28 protein-coding genes and 1 pseudogene are annotated in these 26,866 nt (G+C 51.2%); 3 read left to right on the top strand and 26 right to left on the bottom strand.

Annotated elements, in window-relative coordinates; all coding sequences use genetic code 11:
• Positions 1-236 precede the first annotated feature (236 nt).
• The 4 genes and pseudogenes from AC15IQ_RS07945 to AC15IQ_RS07930 form a co-directional block, all read right to left on the bottom strand.
• Positions 237-680 carry an MOSC domain-containing protein gene (locus AC15IQ_RS07945; protein ID WP_483178428.1) on the bottom strand — a complete coding sequence of 148 codons (444 nt, stop codon included), beginning with the start codon at positions 678-680 and terminating at the stop codon, positions 237-239.
• 36 nt (positions 681-716) lie between these two features.
• Positions 717-911 (bottom strand): annotated as a pseudogene (locus AC15IQ_RS07940) (DUF1858 domain-containing protein).
• A 122-nt stretch (positions 912-1,033) separates the two neighbouring features.
• Positions 1,034-1,231, bottom strand: a complete 198-nt coding sequence (locus tag AC15IQ_RS07935) for a CopZ family metallochaperone (protein WP_483178427.1) — start codon at positions 1,229-1,231, stop codon at positions 1,034-1,036.
• Positions 1,232-1,340: 109 nt separating this feature from the next.
• A complete protein-coding gene (locus tag AC15IQ_RS07930; RefSeq protein WP_483178426.1) occupies positions 1,341-1,652 on the bottom strand; it encodes a demethoxyubiquinone hydroxylase family protein in 312 nt (103 codons plus the stop codon).
• Positions 1,653-1,798: 146 nt separating this feature from the next.
• Here AC15IQ_RS07930 and AC15IQ_RS07925 point away from each other — a divergent pair, with 146 nt between their 5' ends.
• Positions 1,799-2,287: a ferritin-like domain-containing protein gene (locus tag AC15IQ_RS07925; protein WP_483178425.1), complete on the top strand. Its 489-nt coding sequence runs from the start codon at positions 1,799-1,801 to the stop codon at positions 2,285-2,287.
• Positions 2,288-2,388: 101 nt separating this feature from the next.
• Here the strand turns inward: AC15IQ_RS07925 and clpB are convergent, their stop codons facing one another.
• The 18 genes from clpB to mnmA form a co-directional block, all read right to left on the bottom strand.
• Entirely contained in the window at positions 2,389-4,992 is a 2,604-nt protein-coding gene (gene clpB / locus AC15IQ_RS07920; RefSeq protein WP_483178424.1) for an ATP-dependent chaperone ClpB, read from the bottom strand.
• Between the two features lie 4 nt (positions 4,993-4,996).
• Positions 4,997-5,275 carry a chaperone modulator CbpM gene (locus tag AC15IQ_RS07915; RefSeq protein WP_483178423.1) on the bottom strand — a complete coding sequence of 93 codons (279 nt, stop codon included), beginning with the start codon at positions 5,273-5,275 and terminating at the stop codon, positions 4,997-4,999.
• Positions 5,276-5,284: 9 nt separating this feature from the next.
• Positions 5,285-6,292 carry a DnaJ C-terminal domain-containing protein gene (locus AC15IQ_RS07910; RefSeq protein ID WP_483178422.1) on the bottom strand — a complete coding sequence of 336 codons (1,008 nt, stop codon included), beginning with the start codon at positions 6,290-6,292 and terminating at the stop codon, positions 5,285-5,287.
• Between the two features lie 28 nt (positions 6,293-6,320).
• Positions 6,321-8,183 (bottom strand): molecular chaperone DnaK, encoded by a 1,863-nt coding sequence (gene dnaK / locus AC15IQ_RS07905; protein ID WP_483178421.1) that lies wholly within the window; start codon positions 8,181-8,183, stop codon positions 6,321-6,323.
• A gap of 206 nt (positions 8,184-8,389) precedes the next feature.
• Entirely contained in the window at positions 8,390-10,099 is a 1,710-nt protein-coding gene (locus tag AC15IQ_RS07900) for a peptidoglycan D,D-transpeptidase FtsI family protein (protein WP_483178420.1), read from the bottom strand.
• Positions 10,100-10,159: 60 nt separating this feature from the next.
• On the bottom strand, positions 10,160-10,378 hold the full coding sequence (locus AC15IQ_RS07895; protein ID WP_483178419.1) for a DUF4911 domain-containing protein: 219 nt from the start codon (positions 10,376-10,378) through the stop codon (positions 10,160-10,162).
• A complete protein-coding gene (locus tag AC15IQ_RS07890) occupies positions 10,375-11,715 on the bottom strand; it encodes a peptidase U32 family protein (RefSeq protein ID WP_483178418.1) in 1,341 nt (446 codons plus the stop codon). Before AC15IQ_RS07890 ends, AC15IQ_RS07895 begins: the two co-directional genes overlap by 4 nt.
• Positions 11,657-12,700, bottom strand: a complete 1,044-nt coding sequence (mltG, locus tag AC15IQ_RS07885; RefSeq protein WP_483178417.1) for an endolytic transglycosylase MltG — start codon at positions 12,698-12,700, stop codon at positions 11,657-11,659. The genes AC15IQ_RS07890 and mltG overlap by 59 nt, the downstream gene beginning before the upstream one ends.
• A 27-nt stretch (positions 12,701-12,727) precedes the next feature.
• On the bottom strand, positions 12,728-14,254 hold the full coding sequence (locus AC15IQ_RS07880; protein WP_483178416.1) for a VanW family protein: 1,527 nt from the start codon (positions 14,252-14,254) through the stop codon (positions 12,728-12,730).
• 123 nt (positions 14,255-14,377) lie between these two features.
• Positions 14,378-14,686, bottom strand: coding sequence for a DUF1292 domain-containing protein (locus AC15IQ_RS07875; RefSeq protein ID WP_483178415.1), 309 nt, complete (start codon positions 14,684-14,686; stop codon positions 14,378-14,380).
• A 12-nt stretch (positions 14,687-14,698) separates the two neighbouring features.
• Entirely contained in the window at positions 14,699-15,145 is a 447-nt protein-coding gene (gene ruvX, locus AC15IQ_RS07870; protein WP_483178414.1) for a Holliday junction resolvase RuvX, read from the bottom strand.
• A 45-nt stretch (positions 15,146-15,190) separates the two neighbouring features.
• Positions 15,191-15,445 (bottom strand): IreB family regulatory phosphoprotein, encoded by a 255-nt coding sequence (locus AC15IQ_RS07865; protein WP_483178413.1) that lies wholly within the window; start codon positions 15,443-15,445, stop codon positions 15,191-15,193.
• Positions 15,446-15,498: 53 nt separating this feature from the next.
• Positions 15,499-18,144, bottom strand: coding sequence for an alanine--tRNA ligase (alaS, locus tag AC15IQ_RS07860; RefSeq protein ID WP_483178412.1), 2,646 nt, complete (start codon positions 18,142-18,144; stop codon positions 15,499-15,501).
• 109 nt (positions 18,145-18,253) lie between these two features.
• On the bottom strand, positions 18,254-19,273 hold the full coding sequence (locus AC15IQ_RS07855) for an AI-2E family transporter (RefSeq protein ID WP_483178411.1): 1,020 nt from the start codon (positions 19,271-19,273) through the stop codon (positions 18,254-18,256).
• 3 nt (positions 19,274-19,276) lie between these two features.
• The gene (locus AC15IQ_RS07850; protein ID WP_483178410.1) at positions 19,277-19,480 is read right to left on the bottom strand and encodes a hypothetical protein; all 204 of its coding nucleotides are present in this window, start codon (positions 19,478-19,480) and stop codon (positions 19,277-19,279) included.
• Between the two features lie 19 nt (positions 19,481-19,499).
• Entirely contained in the window at positions 19,500-19,676 is a 177-nt protein-coding gene (locus tag AC15IQ_RS07845) for a hypothetical protein (protein WP_483178409.1), read from the bottom strand.
• Between the two features lie 2 nt (positions 19,677-19,678).
• Positions 19,679-20,140: a PRC-barrel domain-containing protein gene (locus tag AC15IQ_RS07840; protein ID WP_483178408.1), complete on the bottom strand. Its 462-nt coding sequence runs from the start codon at positions 20,138-20,140 to the stop codon at positions 19,679-19,681.
• A 97-nt stretch (positions 20,141-20,237) separates the two neighbouring features.
• Positions 20,238-21,275: a tRNA 2-thiouridine(34) synthase MnmA gene (mnmA, locus tag AC15IQ_RS07835; RefSeq protein ID WP_483178407.1), complete on the bottom strand. Its 1,038-nt coding sequence runs from the start codon at positions 21,273-21,275 to the stop codon at positions 20,238-20,240.
• A gap of 542 nt (positions 21,276-21,817) precedes the next feature.
• Here mnmA and AC15IQ_RS07830 point away from each other — a divergent pair.
• Positions 21,818-23,146 (top strand): replication-associated recombination protein A, encoded by a 1,329-nt coding sequence (locus tag AC15IQ_RS07830; protein WP_483178406.1) that lies wholly within the window; start codon positions 21,818-21,820, stop codon positions 23,144-23,146.
• A 17-nt stretch (positions 23,147-23,163) separates the two neighbouring features.
• Complete coding sequence (locus AC15IQ_RS07825) at positions 23,164-23,403, top strand: hypothetical protein (protein WP_483178405.1); 240 nt, start codon at positions 23,164-23,166, stop codon at positions 23,401-23,403.
• Between the two features lie 129 nt (positions 23,404-23,532).
• Here the strand turns inward: AC15IQ_RS07825 and trxA are convergent, their stop codons facing one another.
• The 4 genes from trxA to AC15IQ_RS07805 all read right to left on the bottom strand — a co-directional run bounded on the left by trxA (position 23,533) and on the right by AC15IQ_RS07805 (position 26,693).
• Complete coding sequence (gene trxA, locus AC15IQ_RS07820; RefSeq protein ID WP_483178404.1) at positions 23,533-23,859, bottom strand: thioredoxin; 327 nt, start codon at positions 23,857-23,859, stop codon at positions 23,533-23,535.
• Between the two features lie 22 nt (positions 23,860-23,881).
• The gene (locus tag AC15IQ_RS07815; protein WP_483178403.1) at positions 23,882-24,151 is read right to left on the bottom strand and encodes a metal-sensitive transcriptional regulator; all 270 of its coding nucleotides are present in this window, start codon (positions 24,149-24,151) and stop codon (positions 23,882-23,884) included.
• Between the two features lie 315 nt (positions 24,152-24,466).
• Complete coding sequence (locus AC15IQ_RS07810; protein ID WP_483178402.1) at positions 24,467-25,186, bottom strand: PRC-barrel domain-containing protein; 720 nt, start codon at positions 25,184-25,186, stop codon at positions 24,467-24,469.
• 322 nt (positions 25,187-25,508) lie between these two features.
• Positions 25,509-26,693, bottom strand: a complete 1,185-nt coding sequence (locus tag AC15IQ_RS07805; RefSeq protein ID WP_483178401.1) for a coenzyme F420-0:L-glutamate ligase — start codon at positions 26,691-26,693, stop codon at positions 25,509-25,511.
• Between the last annotated feature and the right edge of the window lie 173 nt (positions 26,694-26,866).

Below are 26,866 nucleotides of genomic sequence, written 5' to 3'. Positions count from 1 at the left end.
AATCGAAATGAGGCTAAAGGTGTCAGGGGGACGGCAGACTGTGTAAAAACTATTCTACGTTTTTTGGGCGCCCCACTTTTGGCTGTTTTGGGGCTGATATATGGGATGGGGGCTGGCATTTAGTTCGGAATGGCACGACTGTCCCCCACTTTGAGAGCACAGTTCATGAATTCGAGGACTTTTCGCACGGTCTGACGGGGTTGTTGACAACAATTGTTGTCAACAACCCCGTCCCCTTATAATACTTCCACCGAATCACCGCGTTTAACCGGGCCGGATTCCAATATCTTAACGAAAATTCCCTCCAAAGGCATAACACAATGGCCGGCTTGCTTCTTGATGGCACATTCCTGATTGTGGCAGGACTTGCCGATCTGTGTGACTTCGGCCACTGCCTTGCCAATACGCAGTTTGGTACCGACCGGCAAGGTATACACTTCCAGACCAGAAACGGTGAGATTTTCGGCAAAATCGCCATAGTCGATACTGATCCCCAGGGCACGCATCTTGTCCACGCTGGAAAGTGACAACAGACTGACCTGCCGATGCCATCCCCCGCGGTGAGCGTCGCTAGTAATACCCAGACCTTCCTGTAGGTAGGCCTCACCCACGTCACGTTTCTTCTCCCCGCGCTTGGCGGAGATGTTGACAGCTAGTACTGTGCCGACTTGGTTAACCATAAGCACCTCAATCAGATAGATTATCTTAAAAAATGGCTACTTTTGCAGCCGTTCATTAAGCGCCTTAAGCATTGACTCTACATCGATACCGTGGGCTAATGCCCCCTGTTCCAGGCTCTCAAATAAAGCCCCACTGCATCCCAGTCAACCCATGCCGTACTGACCGAACACCGGCAGGGTCTGAGGATATTTTTCAACAATATCCTTTATGATCATATCTTTAGTTACCATTAGTTCACCTCCCAAATCATTGGGATTACCTGCACAAGATGCGAGATAATCCCTTTTACGCTTTATTTATGATAATAAATATGGCTCTGGAATGCAAAGGATTTTCAACTCCGCAACGGATGTTATGACTCCACCTCATAACCGGCATCTTCAATGGCTTTGACCAGTTCTTCCCGTTGTGGCGTACCCTCTACCACAGCCTGCTTCTTTTCCAAATCGACCTGGGCCTTCTCAACCCCGGGGACTGCCTTTAAGGCCTTCTCAACTGCCATTTTGCAGTGATTGCAGCTCATTCCTGCCACTTTTATTATTGTACTCATCTAGCGCTCCTTTCCCAGTCCTGTCCAATAAGCTATTAAGTAAATTATAGCCTTTTGCACACCGCCAGGGTAGATTTAAAAAGTCTGCCAGGACATGATGAAATGCGCTCTATTGCATGGACGAAAAGTTCTGCGATTGCTGTTGCATGATCTTGTTTTGGCCTTGATCAAACATCTGCTGCTCATGCGGGTTAAGCATATGCAGAATCTGCTGTAATTGCCCTACGTGCTTTTTTTCATCATCTGCGATCTGGATCAGGATCTGTTTTACTCTTTCATCATTACAGGCCATAGCATGGGCTTCATAACCGATGATAGCCTCTAATTCTCCGGCCATGTCCGCTCTGATAGCTTGCAGCAGTTCCTGCGGGGATAACTGTTTGGATATGGTAGCTATAAAAGGGTCACCTAGTAAGGCCATATTGCTTTGCCTCCTTTTTCACTTAGTCTTTGCGCATCAAGCCTTACTTTATGCAGTTCGCCGCCGTGAAGACCATCGAAAAATTCACATATGAGGTGCCAATGCCTGGTATAATAAGCAATAAACAGACATGGAGGTGATAACAGGTGTCAACCACAGAATTGCAATTATTGCAGGTGGCGATCCTTAACGAGGTTGAAGGAGAGACATTTTACCGCCTGGCTGCAGAACACCTTGGTTCTGGGGAGATCCGCACCCTGCTGCTACATCTGGCCGATGAAGAGGTCAAACATCAGCAGACTTTGCGCAAGCTTTACCAGGGATTGAGCACCGGCCAGAACCTGTCTCAAGAACCGGATTGGGGCGATATTCCTTCCACCGGAATTTTTGACCTCATGAAGCTGGGAAAGTTAAAAAGCAATTTGGAAATATCAGTGATCAGCACTGGGGTATTGATGGAAAAAGCCTCTATGGATTACTATGACCGGGCTCTTACACAGACAAATAATATGGCTGTCAAACAATTGTGCCAGTATTTGTCCCGCTGGGAACGCGAACATATGGAAAAGCTTGAACGGATATACGATTACCTAAAAGAGGAGTGGTATGAACAACAGGGGTTTTCGCCCGCTTGAAAGATCAGGGGACGGGGTTGTCACAGGGACGGGGTTGTTGACAACAATCGTTGTCAACAACCCCGTCCCTGTGACAACCCCGTCCCCCTGACACCGATCTTCTATCTGGAAGCCTTTTCTACATTCATTTTAAGCTCGTCCTGTACTGCCGTCAGGACCACATTGTCCCCTGCCTCTATAGCTCCGCTGATGATCTGCCTGGATAAAGCAGTTTCCACTTCCTGCTGTATCAAACGTTTCAACGGCCGGGCTCCATAATTAGGATCATAACCCCGTCTGCCCAGGTATTTCAGAGCGCTTTTATCCCAACTAAACATGCCCTGCATGTTCTCGCGAAAGCGGAAAGCCAGCTTTTTCAGTAACATCGCCGCGATATGCTCGATCTGCTCTGCTTCCAGAGCATGAAACACTATCACTTCATCCACTCGGTTCAAGAATTCTGGCCGGAAGTGCATTTTCAGCAAATCCAGGACCCGGGTGCGCATCTCCTCATACCGTCCCCCGCTTTGGGAGAAACTCAGTATCTCATGGCTGCCAATATTGGAGGTCATGATAATAATGGTATTACGGAAGTCTACATAACGCCCTTTGCCATCAGTTAGGCGACCATCGTCCAAAATCTGCAAAAGCACATTGAAAACATCGTGATGGGCTTTTTCAATCTCATCGAACAATACCACCGAATAAGGCTTGCGCCTCACTGCTTCGGTGAGCTGGCCTCCCTCTTCATAACCTACATAACCGGGCGGAGCCCCGATCAGTCTGGCTACACTATGTTTTTCCATATACTCTGACATATCCAGTCTGACTATATTGCGCTCATCATCGAACAAGGCCTCTGCCAGAGCCTTGCTCAATTCCGTCTTTCCAACTCCCGTAGGACCCAGAAAGATGAAACTGCCCACCGGACGGTTGGGGTCTTTAAGACCGCTGCGGGAGCGCAAGACGGCATCGGCTACGGCTTCCACCGCCTCATTTTGCCCGACTACTCGTTCATGCAGAATTTCATCCAGGTGCATCAACTTTTCGCGTTCACCCTCCATCAGGCGGCTTACCTGTATACCGGTCCAACGGCTCACCACCCGGGCGATGTCCTCTTCATCGACCTCCTCTTTGAGCAAGCGATGCATCTCGCTTTCAGCCAGGCGAGCCTCTTCTTCTTTAAGCTGTCTTTCCAATTGATTGAGCCGCCCATACTTCAGCTCGGCGATCCGGTTGAGGTCGTATTCACGCTCGGCCCGTTCGATCTCGGTACGGCACTCTTCGATGTCACGCTTAATGGTCCTCAACCGGGAGATGGCTTCTTTCTCAGTCTGCCACTGGCTTTTCATGACATCGGATTCACTGCGCAAATCCTGCAACTGTTTCAGTATATTGTTCAGTCTCTCTTTGGAGGCCGGGTCTTTCTCTTTTTCCAAAACCGCAGCCTCAATTTCTAACTGCATGATACGGCGAGTGATGTCATCCAGTTCGGCAGGCATACTGTCAATCTCGGTGCGCAAGCGCGCTGCCGATTCATCCATCAGGTCGATGGCCTTGTCAGGCAGGAAGCGATCTGAAATATAACGGTCCGACAACATCGCTGCCGCCACCAGGGCAGCATCCTGTATGCGCACCCCGTGGTGCACCTCATAGCGTTCCTTTAGCCCTCTCAGTATCGAAATGGTATCCTCCACTGACGGGGGATTTACAAACACCGGTTGAAAGCGGCGCTCCAAAGCCGCGTCTTTTTCGATATGTTTGCGGTACTCATCCAGGGTGGTAGCCCCGATGGCCCGCAACTCACCCCGGGCCAGCATCGGTTTCAGCAGATTACTGGCGTCCATGGCTCCTTCTGCTGCTCCGGCACCGATCACGGTGTGCAATTCGTCGATAAACAACACCACCGTGCCGTTGGAATCCTGCACCTCTTTCAAAACCGCTTTGAGCCGCTCCTCAAACTCGCCCCGATACTTTGCCCCCGCCACCAGAGCCCCCATATCCAGGGATATGATCTGCTTGCCCTTCAAGCCTTCAGGGACATCACCGGCCACTATGCGTCTGGCCAGTCCTTCCACTATAGCGGTTTTACCTACTCCCGGTTCACCTATCAATATGGGGTTGTTCTTGGTGCGGCGGGAGATGATCTCGATCACCCGGCGTATCTCCTCATCCCGGCCGATCACCGGATCCAGTTTTCCCTCGCCGGCCAGTTTGGTCAGGTCCCGGCCATACTTGCTCAGAGCTTCATAGCTTTCCTCGGGATTCTCACTGGTCACCCGCTGCGAACCGCGCACTGTACGCAGGGCATTGAAAATCTGATCCCGGCTTAACCCCATATTTTGCAGTAAGGTTTTAAGGTCGCTCTCACTGTCGGTGATCAAAGCCAAAAGTATATGTTCAACGCTGACATAATCGTCTTTTAATAGCTGGGCCTCTTTTTCCGCCTGGTTTAATACCCGGGCCAGCGAGCCGCTCATATACACCGAACCTTCGTATCCATAAACGGCCGGAATCTTTTCTAATAGCCGGTTGAGCTGCTGGTCAAAGGCATTCAGGTTGATGTTGGCCTGTTCCAAGAGACGCGGTACAATGCCTTCTTCCTGTGTCAACAAGGCTTTTAACAGATGCTTGCTGTTGACTTCCTGGTGGTGCTTCTCTGCTGCGAGTTGGTGGGCTTCAGACAAGGCCTGCCGCGATTTTTGGGTTAGGCGTTCTACATTCATCTCATCACCTCATTTTCTTCAAAGCTTCGATTTCATCCTCCAGGGATTCAATTCGTTCCAATAAATCCACAATGATGGCCGCCGCGTTGACATTGACCTTGAGCCTCTGCCTGATCCGCATGATTCTGGACATCTTTCGCAGATGGCTGACTGCGATACGGTGATCCCTTATCTCGATGATTCCCAGCTCTGCCAGCAGCTGCAGAAACTCGGGGTGGATATCAATTTGAGATAATGGCATGGCTTCCCCTTCATCATGGTAGAAAACTCTGTATATGCTCATTCTGTTCTCCTACCTTTTTCGGATTTCGTGCAGTTGTCGGTACAGTTCGAGTTCTTCCGGGCTAAGGTTACTAGGTATGTCAATTTTCAACCTCACGTATAAATCACCGCGCTGACCCTCCTTACGGGGCATCCCTTTGCCCTTGATCCGCATGCGCTGACCGTTATGGCTATTTGCCGGCACGGTCATCACAATGTTGCCTTCCAGGGTCATTACCGGTAGCTTATCACCCAATACCGCCTGTTCAGGAGTCAATACCAGGTCGGTTTCCAGGTCGCTATTTTGCAGCCTGAAACGAGGGTGGGGCAAAATGTTTACCTTGAGGTGCAAATCGCCCCGCGCTCCTCCGTTTAATCCTTCCCCTCCCTGGCCTTTTAAGCGGATGCGGCTGCCCTGATATACCCCGGCAGGGATATTGACCTGCAGGGTTTTGTGCTCAGGTATGGCTCCGGTGCCTCCGCAACGCGGGCAGAAGCCCTGGTCCTTGAAGCCCTGACCGCGGCATTCCGGACAAGCCGACGAACCGGTCAGGGTAAAGGTGCGGGTTCCGCCATGCAAGGCCTCTTCCAGACTTATATCCACCTGACTTTCTATGTCCTCACCCCTCCGGGGGCGGTCATAATAAGCTCCGAAATCGGTTTGGGTCTGCCTGCCTCTTCTGGCCTCTCCGAACAGAACATCGAAAAAGCTGCTGAAGCCGCCCAGATCAGCAGGGTCAAAATCAGCCGTGCTGTAAGTGTAGAAGCCTTCACTGCCGGGCGGCGGGGTGAATTGGTCCCCCGCCCGCCAGTTGCTCCCGAGGCGATCGTATTTAGCCCTTTTATCGGCGTCGCTCAACACTTCATAGGCCTCATTTATCTGTTTGAACTTTTCTTCCGCTTCTTCTTTGTTTTTACCAGTGTGCAGATCAGGATGCCATTTTCTCGCTAGTTTACGGTAGGCCGCCTTGATCTGTTTGGCGTCAGCATTGCGCTCCACCCCCAGAACCTGGTAATAATCCTGATATTGCACTGCCATTTTTCCTGCCTCCAATTAGCGGAATAGTTTATCTTTCTTCATATTCGGCATCGATGACATCATCATCTGGGCGGGTAGCTTCATTAGGATCCGCCGTTTTGTGCCCCGCACTGGCCATAGCCTGTGCGGCAGCATTTAAATCAGCCATCAGGGTTTCCAGAGTTTCAGCTGAACTGCCTTCTTTGATGGCATTTTTCAACTGTTCCAGTTTATTCTCAATGGCTGCCTTGTCAGTAGGCGCCAATTGTTCCGCCACCGCCGCCAATTGACGTTCCACTTGATAGGCCAGAGCGTCGGCTTGATTGCGTTTTTCGGCTTCCTCACGGCGCCTGCGATCATCAGCGCTGAAGGCCTGAGCATCCCGGATCATCTTATCAATCTCGCCCTTATCCAGGTTCGATGAACCGCTGATAGTCACCTGCTGTTCTTTGCCGCTGCTCTTGTCCTTGGCGGTAACCTTGAGGATGCCGTTGGCATCTATGTCAAAAGTCACTTCGATCTGTGGCACCCCCCGCGGAGCAGGCGGAATACCATCCAGCTTAAACTGTCCCAGAGAGCGATTGTCGCGGGCCATTTCCCGCTCACCCTGCAGGACATGGATATCGACTGCAGGCTGATTGTCATCAGCGGTGGAAAACACCTCGCTGCGCCGAACCGGAATGGTGGTATTACGCTCGATGATGCGGGTCATAATGCCGCCCATAGTTTCCACCCCCAGGGACAGGGGGGTCACATCCAAAAGGACCACATCTTTGACTTCACCAGAGAGCACTCCGGCCTGTATAGCTGCCCCAACTGCAACTACTTCGTCAGGGTTAACGCTCATATTTGGTTTCTTGCCGGTCAGCTCCTCCACTACCTTTTGCACTATCGGCACTCGGGTAGAACCACCGACCAATATGACCTCGTCTATATCCTGAGCAGTCAGCTTGGCATCACTCAGAGCTGCTTTGATAGGCCCGCGCAGTCTTTCCACCGATTCATGTACCAAATCCTCGAATTTGGCCCGAGTCAGCTTTATGTCCAGATGTTTGGGGCCGTCGGCATCGGCTGTGATAAAGGGCAGACTGACCGTGGTCTCCAACACACTGGATAATTCCACTTTGGCCTTTTCGGCCGCCTCGGTCAAACGCTGCAGGCTCTGCTTATCTTTGCGCAGGTCGATGCCGTAGTCTTTCTTAAACTCTTCCGCCAGCCAATCCACAATAGCTTTGTCAAAATTGTCTCCACCCAGGTGGGTATCGCCATTGGTCGACTTCACTTCGAAGACCCCATCGCCCACCTCTAGAATGGATACGTCAAAGGTTCCTCCACCCAGGTCGAAAACCAAAATGGTCTCATTGTTCTTTTTGTCCAGTCCATAAGCCAGGGCTGCCGCAGTAGGCTCATTGATTATCCTCAAAACATTCAGTCCTGCAATTTTCCCGGCATCCTTGGTGGCCTGACGCTGAGCGTCATTGAAATAAGCCGGTACAGTGATGACCGCATCGACCACCTTTTCCCCCAGGTAATTGGAGGCATCTTCCACCAGCTTGCTCAAAACCATGGCGGAAATCTCTTCCGCAGCCATCAATTTGTCGTCCACCTTAAAGCGCACTGCGTCTGCAGGGCCTGAGGTGACTTGATACGGCACCAGCTGGCGCTCAGCTTCAACCTCTGTATAGCGTCGGCCCATGAATCTCTTGATCGAGTAAAAGGTTTTTTCAGGGTTCAAGGCCCCCTGACGCTTGGCAACCTGTCCTACCAGGCGGCCTTTGCCCTCTTTAAATGCGACTACCGAAGGAGTTGTTCTGGATCCTTCGGCATTTATTATGACCGTGGGGCTCCCCCCTTCAATCACTGCGACAACGGAGTTGGTAGTACCCAGGTCAATTCCCACTGCTTTGGCCATATTGACACCTCCTCCTTAATTTGTGCCAAATTCATATGGAAACAGTATGCTCTTTTTACGGCTAGATCAATATTTCCCTTATTTCAACACTGCCTTCCTATATCTGTCTATCATTATAGTATGTACTTGATTAATAGTCAATAAAGGTCAAAGTATTTTTTGCAGATTTTCTACCCAAAATGACAGGTCTAATAGAAGGTCTCTTTCTAGTAATAGTCCATCATCCCCTTGACAATGTCGCGAAAAACCGGGGCGGCATTTTGACTGCCACTTTCACCATCTTCTACCAGGACCACGATGGCAAATCGGGGATTATCCGCGGGGAAGTATCCTCCGAACCATACATTCAGTACTTCACGGGGCGGAGTGCTATTATAATCCAGAGCACCAGTCTGACTGGTGCCGGTTTTGCCGGCTATGGCGATTTCTTGCAATGCGGCGCTCTGCCCGGAACCGGAAGTGATCACCTTTTCCATCAAATCACGCACCACTGCAGCGGTTTGAGGACTGATCACCTGCTCTTTGGCTTCTTCGGGCAAATTGTGTACCTGCCCCTGTTGGTCGATAGTGTACCTCACCAATGAAGGGGCTTTCCATGCGCCTCCATCGGCAATAGTGGCAATCATGGAGGTAAGCTGCAAGGGTGTGAGCATGACTCCTTTTTGTCCTACACTGGCATTCCCCAACGCTGCTGGCACGGGCTCAATATCCACATAGCTGTAATCATGATCCTCTATATACCCCCGCAAAGTTTCGTCGGTGAGGTGGAAGCGGTCTACATATTCCAGTAAAGCGCTGCGGCCCAGCCGCTCACCAATAGCGATAAAACTGGGATTGCAAGATCGGATAAAAGCCGTGGTCAGATCGATATGGCCGTGCCCTTCCTTCTTCAGGCAAGAGATGGAAACCTCGGAATTGAAATCATAAGCCCCATCACAGTCAAAATAATCTCCAGAGGTAATTACCCCTTCTTCCAGGGCGGCTGCAGTGAGGAGGATTTTAAACAGGGAACCGGGGTAATAGCGGCTTAGGGCCCGGTTAGTAAGGGTGCTGTAGGGATCATGGGCAATGATCAGACCGATGTTATCATAAGGATTGAAACTGGGCCGACTGGCCATAGCCAATACCTGGCGGGTGTTGATATCCATGACCACTACTGCGCCCCGAGCTACATGACGGTTCATAGCCATTTCCGCCAATTCCTGGACACGCCGGTCAATGGTCAAGGCCACCGTACCCCGGTTGTCTTCCTGGTCCTGGCGCAGTCTAAACATCAAACCTTTGATAGCTGAATTGCGCGCGTCGACCATAGAAACCAGTTCCAGATCAGCAGCAGACCGGGCCAGGATATGGTCATAACTCTTTTCAATGCCAGACTGGCCTTCATCGCCTGAGGCTCCCACATATCCCAGGATATGGGCGGCAAAACCATCTTCTCGGTATCTCTTGATTATGGGCGCCACCATTACCCCCTGCAGATTCATATCCAGGACCGCTTCCACCTCATCTTCCTCCAGATGGGAAGCAATCCTCAGCAGGGAGCGGGATTCTGTCGGGGCATGAGCCAGGTGGTTTTTGATTTCTTGTTGGGTGTCTTCATGGAGATGGGGGGAAAGCAGAGATTCGACCGAGGCCAGAGCCTCCTTTAGGCTGGTATTATCGCCATGCTGTGCTTTGATCACCCCGGGCACAGCATAAAGGGCATAGTCTTTACTGCAGTCGGTGAGGGCTATACCATTTCGATCCAAGATGGCTCCGCGCGAATATTCTTTCAACTGAATAGACTGGCTTCTCATTTGCACTGCAGCTCGGGCCATACCCTGGCCGTTTATCAACTGGTCATGGACCAGTTTGCCGCCCAGAAAAATGAAAATAAACAGCATCATGGCTGCTATAATGGCGATGCGCCAGCGCATCCTGGTGCCCCCTCATTAGCTTTTTTTTAGCATTAGCTCATCTCTGCGGGCTTATACCAGTTATTCAGATTTGATGGCAATCTCAAAAGGCAGGTGATTCAAAATGTGCATTAAATCCTGATAGGTGTCTGCAGTGCCGCGCACCACCGCCAACCCCTGCCGGCGGTCCAGGGTGGATAAGACCCCCAGGTGTTCATACCCTTCCAGGATGCGGTTCAAACAGTCGATATGCGCGGGATTGACCATAAGGTGAATCGTATCGGGAGCAGGTGTCGTCATTTGACCGCCCTCTTGGAAACACGCCGCAATATGGAGTATGGCGCCACCGCTGCCCCATATGGTGCCCATACCCTTTGCCGGGCATGGCGGGCTCGGTCAAGAAGGAGTCCGTTTTCGTCATATATCTCCCGACAGTCCCAGGGTTTTATGGGCTGTCCGGGAATCATCAGTTCCAGCTGGTCTCCCGGCCCGAAATTGGCGCGCTGTTCAATTTCCAGCCGGCCTGAGCCGCTATCATAACCTTTCACTATCCCGCAAAACTCCAGGCGGTAATCCCCATCTCGGCTCTTAGAGGCGTCCTGCAGGTCCTGGGCAGGACCCATAATGAAACCGTTGGTGTAAGGCCGGGTGGCAATACCCTGCAATTCCTGCTGCCAGGCTGCCATCAACTCAGGAGTATACGGCTGCCCGGTCTGCAGCCAAAAATCAATAGCCTGGCGGTAAACCCGGGCAGTGCTGGCGGTGTACAAGGGGCTCTTCATACGCCCCTCCACTTTGAAGGCATCGACCCCGGCCTGTATCAATTGCGGTATATGCTCTAGCAGGCACAGGTCACTGGAATTGAGTATATAGGTGCCGTGTTCATCCTCTTCGATGGGGAAATACTGTCCGGGGCGCTTCTCTTCCTGTAAGGCATACCGATAACGGCAGGGATGTGCACAGGCACCTTGATTGGCACTGCGTCCGGTCATATAATACGACAATAGACAGCGGCCGGAATAGGAAACGCACATGGCTCCATGGATAAAGACCTCGACCTCCACCGGGACTCTAGCCTTGATAGCAGCGATCTCTTCAAGCGATAATTCCCTGGCCAGGACAATGCGTTGGGCTCCCAGATCTTTAAACACTGCCGCGCTCTCATAATTGCTGACATTGGCCTGGGTGCTGACAGTGACGGGTATGTGGGGTACAAGATTCCCGGCTAGTCTCATCACCCCGGGATCAGATATTATAAGACCGTCAACCTGCAATTCCCCCAACTTCTCAAGGAAAGCGGGCAAAGCTTGGAGATGACGATTATGTGCCAAAATATTGACCGTCACAAATACTTTTTTCCCTTGGTTATGTGCAAACCGTACCCCTTGCTCCAGAGAGGGCAGGTCAAAATTGTCGGCATAAGCCCTCAGGCTGAACTCCTGGCCGCCTACATATACCGCATCTCCGCCAAACAGCAGGGCAGTGTGCAGTTTTTCCAGGTCTCCTGCGGGAATCAACAGCTCGGGCCGCTTAGGCGCTTGCTCTGAAATCCTTATTGATGTTGTGGCCTGGATGGTATCATTTCGCATAGCGCTTCTGAGCGGCCAGGTGCTCCTGGAAGGTAGTGGTGAATTCATGGCTTCCATCTCCCCTGGCCACATAATACAAATATTGATGCTGTTCGGGATGCAAGGCCGCATGAATGGCAGCCTCACCGGGGCAGGCAATAGGACCGGGCGGCAGCCCGAGGTGGAGGTAGGTGTTATACGGTGATTCCACCTTCAAGTCGGCGTATGTAACCTGAGGTTTGTTGATTCCCAGGGCGTATAGTACAGTAGCATCGATTTGCAGCAGCATATTCCGGCTGAGGCGGTTTTCTATCACCCCTGCGACCCGGGCACGTTCCGTTGCTACCTGCGCTTCTTCTTCTATTAAAGAGGCAGTGGTAATCACCTCCAGCACGTCACGGTTCTGCGATTTGGCCAGAGCGGCAAACTGCTCGTCCCATACGGTCTCAAACCTTTTCAGCATGGTCTTCACTATATCCTCGGCGGAGGTAGATTCCTCGATGGTGTATGTGTCCGGAAAAAGGAAGCCCTCCAGGGAATGCCGGACTGCGGGGCGATGACCTCCCTGCAAAAATGCGAAATCGTAGTTCTTGCTGACCGCCTGCTGCCAGGCTTCTGAGCTGCATATGCCCCGGCTAACCAGAAGTTCTCCTACTTGGGCCACTGTGTAACCCTCGGGAATAGTCAATGACATGGTGACTACCCTGCCTTCGGCTATGGCCTCGGCAATATAAGCCAGCCCCTGGCTCCTGGAAAAACGGTAGTGGCCGGCTTTCAACTGGCTGTCCAAGCCTTTCTGACGGCAATAAGCCAGGAAAAAATCCTCATTACGGATCAAGCCCTGAGATTTGAGTTCGGCGGCTATCCCAGCCGCGCTGCTGGCCGGAGGTATGTGGATATCTATCAGGCTAGTATCGTTCGGATCTAATGGCCGGTATTGCTGGGATATCAATTGTCCACCTAAAAGACCCAGGCTTATCAGTATCAAAACTGCGGCCAGCATTAATATGGTATTTTTCTTACGCACAACTTTGACTTCACTCATTTCGTCCATCCATAGAAAAAATCTATTACTGCATTCCTAAGACATAGGGTCAAACTCGTCATGCTCAGGGTCCTGGGGTTTATCCTCAGGTTCAGGTTTATCTTCGGGTTCAGGCTTATCTTCAGGATCTGGCTTATCATCGGGTTTGGGTTCATCACCTGGTTTTACGGGATTGTCCACTGGCATTTCATCTTCCGGGGGATTGCCGACCGTAGTTGCGGGACCCACATAGATCAATTTATTGAGGGGCTTGTAACGGTCCCGAGCTAATTGCTCCGAGGCTATAATTTCTCCATTGGCGTTCAGATAACTGCGGAAGGACCGCACTATATATCCCGGTGAACCGTTGTGATCAACCTGCTCCGAACCTGGTGTTAAGTCCGCTTTAAATTCTCGTATCTCCTGGAAGGGAATCACCTGGTCTATAACGTAGCTCAATTTGACGTTTTTCTTGTAAGCCAGATTGCCGTATATGCTTATAGTATGCTTTCCGCCCCCGGCTATGCTGCGAATGTATACCGGGCTGTCGGTATTGTTTTTGAATCGAAAATCCTGCAACCCGTAAGCTACGGTAGCATCCAGTCCGGGAGGTATGTAAGCTACTGCAAGGCCATGATTGAATCTTTCCACGATCTCCAATCCCGCCAACAGCGCAGCATTGTAAAGTGTCGAAGAAACCTGACATATACCACCGCCGGTGCCAGGTTCAAATTTGTCCCCCACGATGACCAGTGCGTCGCGGTATCCTGTAACCCCGGTGCGTGGTCCTACGGTCTGGTTGAAGGAGAAAATCTGTCCCGGTCTAATCATGGTTCCGTTAATTATATTGGCAGCCTTGGTCAGATTGTGAGTCCTGTCCACTTCGGCGACTTTATACCAGGTGGTGTAGGAAGAAAGTTCCCCCATACCTTTCAGATCCTGGGCTACAACGGCAGGTTCTTTCTGTTTCATTATGACCGGTATTTCGATGGCTGCTGAGGGGTTCCACTGTTTCGGCATCTGCGCCCAGGTAGCATCATAATCCACTTCCTGGCCGACCTTTTCAGGGACAACTACCAAACCTTGCACCCGGTCGATCTCCAAACGGGCATCTACCGCTGGGGTTCCTAAAGTGGCCTGCCAGTCACTTATGAGCTGTTCTACCACCTCGGCCCGGTACTCAATGGGAATTGAATACTCCATAGTCTTGCTGCCGATAATACTGGAGGCTTTGGAAACCAATCCCCGTTGGCTCTCCTGCGAATAAACTTCCTCAACTACCCGGACGGTCTCCACGGGAAAAGCCAACTCTCCCAGGCTGGTCTCATGGCGGTAGGAGCCGTAGCTGAAAACCACTGGCTGCAAGTAGGCCTGCTTAATGTTATACTCCAGGGCACTGGCGGCCTGGCTTTTATTGCAGCCTGCCACCGCTGTATTGGCAATGCTGACGCCGGGGAAGAAATTCGCTTTGCTGCCGTAAGCCTGCCAATAAAAAAGACCTGCTGCTGACATTATACCCAGAATCAGGATAATTACCCAGAGTGCGGCCTTCTTAAATCTTGTATCATACTGTATCGTCGGCAAAACCCTTCCCCCAAAGCGTAAAATCATCTATACACTATTACGATTATATTACATTTCTATTTCAGTATGCTATTTAATCAGAGCGAACAAAAAGAAGCCCTAAGGCTTCTTTTATAGATGATATCAGATTTCTTCGTTGTCTACCAGTTCCTGCCAGGCATCGGCAACCATTTCCCATTCTTCTTCATCATCGATATCACTCAGGAATTCATTGCCCTCCTCATCGTACACCACCTTGAGGATGACAACTTCACATTCCTCTTCGTCTTCGTCTTCCAGCGGTATGAGGACACGGTAAAAGTTCTCCTCAATCTCCAGTTCAGCCAGAAGTTCGAATTGATGTTCTATACCTTCATCATCAACCAGAACTAACACTGGAAAATCTTCATCTAACAGGTCTCCATCGTGCATAGCGGCCACCTCTTTCTCCAAACTATTGACATTCTATAGTTTATTATGGTTTTCGTCAAACCTATCCGACCGGCTGCGGTTGTCCAAGTAACCTTGTAAAATGTGGACCGCGGCTAGTTTATCGATAACCTCTTTGCGTTTCTGACGGGATACATCAGCCGCCAAGAGGGTCCGCTCAGCGCTTTTGGTAGAAAGCCGTTCATCCCAGTATTCCACCTCAAGCCCTGTAAAGGCAGACAATTGCGCCGCGAATTCCTGGACTAACTGGGCTCTTGGTCCGACCGTGCCATTCATGTTTAGCGGCAGGCCCACCACCAGGAGATCGATTTGCTCGCTGGTGCACAGTTCTGCCAGGCGTTTATAATCCTGGCTGGGACTTTTACGGTTCAACACCGAATGAGGTTGTGCTGTCCATCCCAGTGGGTCGCTCACGGCTATCCCGATACGCTTGTCACCGACATCTAAACCCATTATTCTCATTATCTGTCCTAACGCTAACTCTTAGTACCGCGACCGCTTTGGCCGCTATTTGCCCAGATAATCCCGGATTAGCACTTCCATAATCTCATCCCGGTCAACTTTGCAAATCAGGCTGCGGGCCTCATTATGGCTGGTGATGTACGCCGGATCACCTGAAATCATAAACCCCACCAGCTGGTTTATAGGATTGTAGCCCTTCTCTTCTAGGGCCTGGTGCACTGCCTGCAGAATGCTTTTGACCCTTTCCTCGCCGTCTTTGGCCAGGCTGAAACTAACCGTATGTCCAGGTCCATGTGCCATATTCGTTCCCTCCCAGTTACTCTTTCGGCTTGGAGACAGGATATTCCTCTTAATCAATGAAGAGAATTATCCACTAGAGCCCGAGCTGCCTCTAAAGCTGCTTCAATTTTATCTGGTTCCCGGCCTCCGGCCTGGGCCATATCAGGTCTGCCACCGCCTCCGCCGCCAGTCACCCGGGCTGCTTCACCCACTATTTTGCCGGCATGCAGTCCCTTTTCCACCAAGTCCTTGCTAACGAAACATACCAGGGCAACCTTGTCATGATTAGCCGATGCCAAAAGGACTACCGCACTACCCAACTTATCCTTCAGCATCTCAGCATTCTGGCGCAAGGTATCAGGCTCCTGCCCGCTCAACTGGGCCATCAGTATATGGCTGTCGCCTTTTTTGACCGACTGTGATAGCAGGTCTTCACTGGCACTGCGGGCGATCTTAGCCTTCAACACATCGATCTCCCGTTCCCTTTCTTTGAGGGTGCGGGTCACCGCTTCCACTCGATGGCTGACCTCGTTTTCACTGCTTTTGAGGATGCTGGCAGCCTGTTTGATCTCCTGCTCGATCTGCTGCAGGTAACGCAAAGCCGCTCTCCCTGCCACGGCTTCGATGCGTCGCAGTCCGGAGCCGATGCTGCCCTCGCTCAGTATCTTAAAAAGGCCTATTTGGCCGGTATTTTTTACATGAGTGCCGCCGCACAGCTCCAGGCTGTAATCGGCTACCTGCACCATGCGCACGGTGTCACCGTATTTCTCCCCGAACAATGCCATAGCCCCCAGAGCGCGGGCTTCTTCCAGACTTTTCACCGTTGCCCCGACATCATAGGCCTGCCAGATGGACTCGTTGACCATTTCTTCTATCCTGATCAATTCTTCTTCAGTCAGTGCCGCCAGATGCGAAAAGTCAAAACGCAGCCGGTCTGGTTCCACCAGCGAACCCTTTTGCTGGGCATGTTCGCCCAACACCGTCTGCAACGCTTTATGCAACAAATGTGTAGCCGTATGGTGACGGGCAGTGTCCAGCCGAGGCCCTTGCTGAACCTGTAGGGCCACATCTTCCCCGCCGGTCAAAGTCCCTTTCAGATTCCCAACATGGATTACCCAGGAACCCACCTTTTGCACATCATCGACCCACATGCTGCCAGCCCGTCCGGTGATGCTCCCTCGATCAGCAACCTGTCCGCCGCTTTCGGCATAAAAGGGGGTGGTCGCTGTAACCGCGATGATGGGTCCATCCTGAGCGGCGCTGACCAGCTCTCCGTCCTTAATCAGAGCCACCAGCCGGGACTGGTCCTGCAGAGTATCATAGCCAGTAAAAGTGGTGGCTTGCGCCTCTATCTGGGTCAACAGCTCGGAGATAATTAACTCGCGGGCATAGGCCTCTCCGCCTTTATTAGCCAGACGGGCCCTCTCCCGCTGCAGGTTCATCTGCTCATTGAAACCGTCCCGATCCACTGCGACTCCATTTTCGGCGGCCACGTCTTCGGCTGAATCCAACGGGAAGCCGTAGGTATCGTAGAGCATGAAGGCCTCGGCCCCGCTCATCACCTGGCGGCCTTCTTTTTTCATGGTCTTGATGATATCTTCAACCTTTTTAAGGCCTTCGTTGATGGTTACCAGGAAGCGCTGTTCTTCCATCTTGATGACTTCTTTTACGAACTCCTTGCGCTCCATTAACTCGGGATAAGCATCTTGCATCAGCTCGCAGACCACGTCTACGTTCTTGTACAGGAAAGCCTCTTCAATGCCTAACAGGCGTCCGAATCGCACCGCCCTTCTAAGAATGCGGCGCAGCACGTAGCCGCGTCCGTCATTACTGGGCAAGACTCCGTCGCTGATCAAAAAGGTGCAGGCCCGGCTGTGGTCAGCTATGACCCGGAAGGGAAAACCTGCTTCACCGCGGTCGTATTTCGTTCCAGTCATTGCCTCGATGTATTTAATGATGGGTGTAAACAGGTCAGTGTCGAAATTGCTGTCCACACCTTGCAGTAGTGAACTGAGTCTTTCCAATCCCATACCAGTGTCGATGCTCGGCTTGGGCAAAGGCGTCATATTGCCGCTTTCATCACGGTTGTACTGCATGAACACCAGGTTCCAGACTTCCAGATAACGATCACAGTCGCACTGGCCTATGCCGCACACCTCGGCCTTGCAAGCATATTCTGGGCCCCGATCATAGTGGATCTCACTGCATGGACCGCACGGCCCGGTGTCTCCCATGGCCCAGAAGTTGTCCTTTTCACCCAGGCGAATGATGCGCTCCGGGTTGACCCCAGCCACTTCCTGCCACAAGGCATCGGCTTCGTCGTCATCGGTATATATGGTTATCCATAGTTTTTCCCGGGGCAGTTTGGCCACCTGGGTTAGAAACTCCCAGGCATAGGCAATGGCATCGCGCTTAAAGTAATCGCCGAAGGAGAAGTTGCCCAGCATTTCAAAAAAGGTATGGTGCCGGGCGGTCCTGCCCACCGTGTCCAGGTCATTGTGTTTGCCCCCGGCACGCACGCATTTCTGAGCGGTGGCGGCGCGGCTGTAACTGCGCCTGTCCATCCCCAGGAAAACATCCTTGAACTGATTCATGCCCGCGTTGGTAAACAACAGAGTAGGATCATCGATCGGCACCAGCGATGAACTCTCCACCACCGTATGACCCTTGTCCTTAAAGAAATCGAGGAAAGTCTGTCTTATTTCACTGCTCTTTTTCACTTAGGCCTCCTCCATCCCGAAAAAATACTAGTATACTCTATTTTCAGGGAAAAACCGCTGCGATGTCAACTTTTGGCGCTACATTTGTAGCACTGGCCGAAATAAAAGTTTATTCTGCAATTTTCAAGTGCGCCCAATGCAATATAACTTTCAGTACCGCCGCTGCCGGCAGAGCCAGAATCACTCCCCATAGTCCGAACAGTGTGCCCCCGGCCAGGAGCACAAAGATAATGCTCAATGGGTGCATACCTAATTTTTTCCCTATAATACGAGGAGTAAACAGGTTGGCCTCCAATTGCTGAATAATCAGTATCCCTAATGCCATCAAGGCGGCCAGACGCAGCGACACGGTCCAGGCCAGGGCTATAGCCGGCAGGCCTCCTAGAATGGGGCCAAAATAGGGCACCAAATTGGTGATCCCAGCCACGATGCCTATGATCAGCGGGAAAGGCACACCCAACAACGCAGCCCAAACCCCGGTTAAGAGACCTACTATTACTGCGATCAAGAAATAGCCTTTGATAAACTCGACCATTATACGGTCGACTTCTTGAAATAAGCTGCGCATCTGCACCCGGGCTCGCGGGGGCAGTAGGTTGAGAAAAGAGTCCCTGATTTTTTCCCAGTCTCCCAGGATGTAAAAGGCCAGAATAGGCGCAAATATCAAGGCCAGTATTCTGCTCAGGAGATGATACCAAGTGTCGATGAAATGCTGCAGGGCATTGTATACCCCCGCCTCCAGCCGTGCCAGGTTATCGTCGATAAACACTTGCAGCCGCTCCGGTTTGGCCATACCGTCCAGCTGCGCCAGCAGTCGCTGTATGTCTTCCACGCACAGCGGATAGATACGACCTAGCTCACCCACTTCGATTGCTATGGCTGGAACCATCCAGTAAGCTAGAGCCCCCAGGCAAGCCGCTGACAGTATATAAATAAGCAAAATGGCAGCTAACCGCGCAAGACCTCGTCTTTCCAGGGCCTTCACCGGGCGGTACAGAAAATAGGCCATGATGCCGCCGAAACTGAAGGCATAGAGCACTTCCCGCAGCCGATATAAAAAATAGATGGTGGCAGCCGCCACCACTAAAAAAAGTATACTGCGCCAACCTCTGTTGTTTAAGAGGGACACCTGCTATTGCTCGCTTCCCGTACTATAATCGGTCTGTTCACCAATTGTGCTCATAGTGTCGTCCATGACTTGCCTGGACTTGTTCATCATCCGGTTGCCCAGCTTGCTGAGCTCACTGCCCTGATGATAATACATCACTGTGGCGGCTGCACCCAGGACGGCACCAAACATCATGTATCCCCAATGATTATGACTGCGGTATCTCACTGTTTCACCCCCGTCTCTATTAAAGGATTTGAGAGGAATTTTCCATGGCGATCAGACTTCCGTCTTCAGCCACTTCGTATAGATTGACCTGACCTTTGTGGAAGTTGAACTCCAAATAACAATTCCAGCAATAATACTGATCGCTTCCTACTTTGCCTACTTGCAGGCCTCTACACGCTGGGCACCTTAATGTCATGATCAAGCTCTCCTTTCCGCATCAATGACCCCGCTGGCTATACTTTTCCAGGTCACCTCAGTCAGGGGTATCTCGCGGCGGCCGTACAGAATATCGCATACTGCCCCGCTGTATACTTCAACTCCCTTCACCCGGTGGTCCTCTATACAGATGACGAAGTCACTGATCGACCCTATTTCCCGGCCCTGAGCGTCAAAGATGGTATCCCCCAGCTTTTTTTGGTATACGGTATATTCTTCCCGGACCGGGCATGGTTTGATACTCGCCATATCATTAATCAACACAGCATGTGGACCTAATTCAAAACAAGGGCTGGGAATCATGCGCAATTCATTATGACTGGTGTTAATGATCAGGTAGTCGATCCGGTAATCGTCATTTATGACCACCTCCTCTACATAACCAACTACAGTGGCGGTGGGCTCATAGAATACCGGCAGGCTGATTATATTGCGCAATTTCAAATTAGCCCGGCCTCCTTGTTTGATTAGATTTAGATTGCCCGACAGAACAAAAAAAATGCGCCATTAAAGGCGCAGAATCAGATATGGATCAATTGTATTAATCGTTTTTATCCGCACACGGTGATTCGATAATGCCTCCACCCAGGACCTGGTCGCCAAGGTAGAAAACCACTGACTGGCCTCTGGTTATGGCCCGCTGGAGTTGATCGAATTCGACCCTTATGCCCTCCCCTTCTGGGAAAATCACTGCTTGAGCCAGTGCTGCCCGGTAGCGGACTTTGGCTTTCACCTCCAGGGGCAGGGACGGGATCTGCCCCGATATGAAATGCACTTCCCGGGCAATCAGAGCCGGCTGGTAAAGGCTTTTTTCCGGTCCAACGATGATGCAATTCGGCTCAGGAAGCATATCCACAATATATAGCGGCTCCCCGGCGGCTATGCCCAGTCCGCGGCGTTGCCCCACGGTGTAAAAGGGCAGCCCCCGGTGGCAGCCCATTACCCGGCCGGAAGCATCTACAATATCCCCGGGCTGGCATTGCACCCGCTGCGATAGCAGATCCCGGTAGTCCCCTTCGATAAAACAGATTTCCTGGCTCTCCAGACCGTGGGGTAGGGGCAGTTTTAACTGCTCGGCAAGCTGCCACACCGACTGCTTGGACTTCTCCCCCAGCGGGAATATGATACGCTGCAATTGCTGCTGGTTCAAACGATACAGAAAGTAGCTCTGGTCTTTGCTCTGGTCTGCTCCTTGATGGAGGCTGTACAACCCGCTGCCCGCGTCTTGACGGATACGTGCATAATGCCCGGTAGCCACCTTATCGCAGCCTAAACCGAGGGCATATTGCATCAGATTGCCGAATTTTATGACCGCATTGCAGTGTATACAGGGGTTGGGGGTGGCACCAGCGAGGTAGGTATTACAGAAGTAGTCGATGACCTCAGCTTCAAATGGTCCGCGCAGATCGGCCACATGGTGTTCTATTCCCAAAAAAGCAGCTACCTGAGCTGCCTGCTGAGCGGTATCAGGCCGCCAATTGACCATGGTGATGCCGACCACCTCATGACCACTGCGCTGGAGCAGAGCAGCAGTTACAGCACTATCTACCCCTCCGCTGAGCAGTACTCCGATTTTCACCGCCACACCTCCTGCTTTTGACCTTAGATTTCCAGAAACACTTAACCTGAGTGGCCTGCTTCCCATTAAGGATAGCAAACCCAACTTGTCCCTTATTTTCGTCATAACCATGGCCTGAAAGGTTGGTGGAATTTCAGAATTCCTTGATTTTCTAGGTTAATGCTTAACCCTGGTTATGAATGCCGAGCATGCAGGTTATGCTGCCCTTACAATTATTAGTAACAACCAATATCACATTATACCAGTTGCCGACCTTGGTCAAATCATGGTTTGGCAAGGCCGGAAGTGGACATCTGAAAATCAGCCTGGACACCAGGAGGGATTGCAAATAATGATTGCGTTAGCCTGCAGTTTAGGCCTAAGATTTATTAAGACAGGCGGTTTACTACAGGCAGTCACCCTTCGACTACACGGGGGTATACGGTGTAGCAAACCGGGGTGTGTCAGGATGAAGGTTATATTACCTTTCCTTGATTACGAAGGAAGATCACCTTTGGACCAAAGCACATGCGCTTCGCAGAAATTCTATAGGATGGAGTTCCATGGACTTATTTGATTTAAACCTGCAATCCCGACCCGGGCAGCAACAGCCCCTGGCCTATCGCATGCGTCCCCGCAGCCTGGATGAGCTAGTGGGCCAGGAACATCTTTTATCCATTGGTTCGGTGTTGCGACGCCTTATCGAGCAGGATGCCCTGAACTCAATGATCCTCTACGGACCGCCTGGAACCGGCAAAACCAGCCTGGCCCGTCTCATCGCCGAGCACACCAAAGCCGCTTTCGTCCAGTTGCAGGCGGTCGCGGCTGGAGTAGCCGACATCAGGAAGCTGGGCGCCGATGCCTCAGCCCGCTTAAAATACTATCAGCAGAAGACCCTGGTGTTTGTTGATGAGGTGCACCGATTCAATAAAAGCCAGCAGGATGTATTGCTGCCCATTGTAGAAGAAGGCATCGTGATCCTGGTGGGGGCTACCACTGAAAATCCCCTTTATGAGATCAACAACGCGCTCTTATCCAGGGTGAAACTGTATGTTTTGAAAGCTCTGGATGACGCGGCCATCGGCACCATATTAAACCGTGCCCTGACTGATACTGAGCGCGGCCTGGGCAAATACGCCATTAGCCTGGATGATTCGGCCCGTCAATTGATTATTGAACATGCCAAAGGGGATGCCCGGACGGCCTTGAACATTTTAGAGACCCTAGTCAACAGCAGCGACACCAGCAAGCCCTGGTCTATATCCGAGGCTGATGTCGCCCTGGTGGTGGACAGGCCGCGTCTGCAGTATGATAAGAAAGGCGAACTGCACTATGATTGCATATCCGCATTTATCAAGAGCATACGCGGCTCAGACCCAGATGCCGCGGTTTTCTGGCTGGCAAGGATGTTGGAAGGCGGCGAAGACCCAGTATTTGTGGCCCGCCGCTTGGTGGTTCACGCCGCGGAGGACATAGGGCTGGCCGACCCGCAGGCTTTATTGATAGCTCAAGCCGCAGCCGCAGCTGTGGAATTGATCGGCATGCCCGAGGCCAGGATCCCTCTGGCTGAGGCGGCCCTTTACCTGGCCACCGCGCCTAAAAGCAATTCCACTGTAACCGCTATCGATAGCGCCATGGCGACTATTCGGAAAGGGCCTGCAGTTAATGTCCCGGCACATCTGGGAGATGCCTCCCATTCAAAAGCAGCCGCCTATCTGGGCAAAGGCCAGGGCTATAAATATCCGCACAGTTTCGGAGGATATATTGCCCAGGACTACCTGCCCGCAGAATATCAGGGCAGAAGTTTCTACCACCCCGGAGAACAGGGCTATGAAGCCCAGATCAAACGATTTATGGAGCAAATAGGGAAGCTGAAAGGTAAGCCAGAATAGCCCAAGGAGGTGACAACTTGATCGACCTACGTTATTTCAACTACTGCCCGATGATGCAAACTTCGGTGCTGGGACTAGTATGTCGAGACTGCCAATATCTGGCGGGAACTGAAGATAATCACCGCTGCGATTATCAGCCTCAGCCCGGTGAAGAAGGTTATGCGGTAAGGGATATCATCACTCGCTTGCTGGATTGTTTGGAGGAGGGCCGCCTTTTCCTAAGCCAGGAAGAATTGCTGTCACTTCTGGAGGAATAAATCAAGCAGGGGTGTCGGCTAATACACTGACACCCCTCTGCGCATGTGCTTCTGCGGCGAAATTCCCCAAACCTCGGCGTCTTGTCAAAAGACTAACACCCTGTTGCCATTCGCATGGTCATTTTCTATTTATCCCAGTACTTCGTCTACCACCTTCTGTAGTTGGGCTTTGCCCTGCGCGCCCACGATGCGCTTTACTTCCTGACCGTCCTTGAAGAACAGCAGGGTGGGGATGCTGCGCACATTAAAACGCAGGGAAAGGTCCTGGTTCTGGTCTACATTCAGCTTAGCCACCTGCATGCGGCCTTGATAATCCTGCGCCAATTCTTCCACGATCGGTCCCACCATACGGCAAGGTCCGCACCACGGCGCCCAGAAATCTACCAATACCGGAATCCCGGCTTGAACCACCTGGGATTCGAAATTACCCTCATTTAATTCCATCACATTACTCATAATGGCTTACCCTCCTTAATATTTATTTGATTAGTCTTCCCAACAGGTTGACAATTTCATCAATACTCTCCGGTTTCCCATCCGGGGCGGTAGCTTTGATGATGCAGTCCCGGGAATGGTGTTGAAACATAATCATACCCACTTTATTCAAGGCCGCCCGGACTGCCGCCACCTGATTGAGAATCTGGCCGCATTCAGCTTCGGTTTCGATCATGCGCTGCAGCCCGCGCACCTGACCTTCAATACGCCTTAATCGGAGCAACAAGTCATTTCGCACTGCATCTTTTTCCATGTGTAACTAAATACCCCCCTTGGGTATATTTGATTTCTGTTAGTATATGTTAAATGATGTTAACTGTCAATATTGTTACCAACCAAAAATACAAAAGCGGGGATAATCCCTTAAGGATTCCCCCGCCCTTTTCAGTCTAACCCTACCACACCAGGTAGTATAACCCTACGGCTATCGCCATAGCTATTGCCACCCAGACAATAGTGCGAATGCTTTCCATTTTAACGATTTTTATCAGATCTTCCATGCGGTCTGACCTCCCCTAATGATGCTCTGATAATTATATCACAAGTCCGGGTTTGATTCAGATACCATTCATTTTGCCCATTGGGTGAGTTCACTGAAACGATCATGGCCTTCGGCCACATCCAGCACTTCGCCGGTTACCACCGTGCCCCGGGGAATTATCACCTGATTGTGCCTGTCGCGGATGTCTTTCTGCACCTCTTTGCCCATTAAAAATTGGCGCTGCTTCTGTTTGAACAGCAAAGCCCCTGATCTCTTCTGCGTTGCCGTGGTAGGGATGGCGGGAACGGTCTCTGGGGCGGCTTTGGCATGCGCCTGACGGCGGTCTTTCACGAACAGCACATCCTGGCCCAGACTGATGATCTCCCTGCTGTCAATACTCTGCAACTCCATGTCATTATGCAAATCCTTGTAATCCATTCTCACAATAGACCCATTTTTTTCATCAAAGAATAGATCGGCAATCAAGCCCTCCAGATTACCGCTGCGGGTCAGCACCATTTTGTCCATAATATCAACGCTCGCCTCCAGGCAGTCTCTGACCGCTGGCACCGCTTCGATCTGCTGCAGTTGTGCTTCGGTTTCCACTGTGACCGCATACTGGCCCAGGCCTACTACCTGAGAGAAAGCCAGCAAGCGCAGGTCTATATATTTGCTTTGCCGACCCACCAGCAAGAACTCCAGTTTAAGGCCTTTAGGAGCCACCAAAAGGTCAATGACCCGCCCCGCTTCCTTGCCTTCTTTTATGGAGATAACCGGCAGTCCCAATAATGAAAAGCCCTTTTTCAACCAGGTTCACCTCACTCTCAGGCCAAATTAATGATCATGTACAAGAATATTTGACATAGAAATGCAAAATCCTGCCTATACATCAATGTATAGACGTAAGCACTTGCACAGTTTATAGTATCGCCACCGGTAAGTAAGTTTTACCATCTGGCAGGCTTGGGCGTAAGGCTTGCCTATCCTATTCGCAGGGCGACTGGCACGCCTTTGGTTGCCCTGATATACTGGAGCGTGAACCTGAATATCACCCCCGCTTTCCTGGCATAAAAAAGCCATTTCCCGAATTGCTCGGAAAATGGCCAGTATTTCGTTTGCTTATTGAATTCTAATTCCTCTGCAGGAATCCCTTGATTAAAATGCACGGGGTGCCGGCATCGGCTGAACCGCTGATTAAATCCGCCAGACTGGATAAAAGATCCTCCGATTTCCTGGGAGTGGTCCCTTCAGTCTCAATACTGCTGCGGTCGAACTGTTCCTCTTTGCGTTCCTCAATGTGCTGGGCAATGGTGTCGATGTCATAACCCTCATCCAGCATCTTATCTACCAGGTATTTGTATTTCAGGCCTTCACGGTATTTGCCGCGCAGTCCTTTCGTCATACCGAAGGCCGGCTGGGGGTCGGCCAGCTCGTAGATCCCGGTGGAGGGATCGCAATAAGCCCCGTCACCGTAAATAATGACCTCTATCTTTTTATTCATATCCTTTTCCACCAGTGTTTGGATTTGATCGGCCAGGAGATCGCAATCGCGCGGAGCCAGTTTAAGTTTATTCCCGGATGATAGGTTACTGCCCAGCACGCCCCATTCAGACCAGCTGCCCGCACCGCTGTTGCATATGTCCTGCAGGGTGATGCAATTCACCCCGTGCTTAATCAGCTTAGCCTGGGTGCGAAAGCGCTGATGGACATTGGACACTATTACTCCGTCCAATTCGTAGCTGACCAAATGCAACGGGTCGTTGCACAGTATAATCTGACAGGCTGCTCCCTGCTGATTCACGATGTCTTCATACAGGGCGATATAATCCACCTGGGTAACCGGATGCAGAAAGCGTTGCTCCCCGATATCCTCCATAAGAATCAATTCGCCTTCGCATTTTCCCAAAGTTTCATGAAAATCGTAGGGCAGCAGTTGGTTGCCAACCTCATCGGCCGGATAGGAAAACTGAATCACGACTTCACCTTCGGGCACCGCAGCAGCCAAACCTTTAAGGATAAGGGAAAAACGGTTGCGGCTCAGTATAGGGAAAAGCACCCCTATCCGTCCTGCAGGCCCTATCCCCAACTTAGTCCTTACATCTGAAGCAATATCTTCTATGGTTACATAATTGTTCTGTGCCCGGGCCACCACCGACTCAGTTACACACACTGTATCTCCGTCATCCAATAAACCATCCTGGTCGCACTTCTGCAGTACTTCGCATACCATTGAGACTACGTCGCTGCCGGGTACAATAACCCCCATCTTGAGGCCAAACGCAGATACCCCAATATAATCTGGCAATCTACTCATGTAATATCCCTTCCCCTCCTAACAGCTATATAGAACCCTCGAACAATATAACTTAAAAAGCATCCCCTGACAATACACTGCCTGCCAACTACTTACTTTTTCGCTGCAACAAGCATAATTACCTGCAGTCTATTCAATGCTAATTCAAATAGGCAAGGGTAGGTGATCCAAAT

Origin of the sequence: Syntrophomonas sp. DTU019 (genome assembly GCA_913757435.1) — a bacterium.
Classification (GTDB): Bacteria; Bacillota; Syntrophomonadia; order Syntrophomonadales; family Syntrophomonadaceae; genus DTU019.
Note: the sequence above shows the minus strand (reverse complement) of the source record. Positions and strands in the feature narration are given on the sequence as shown.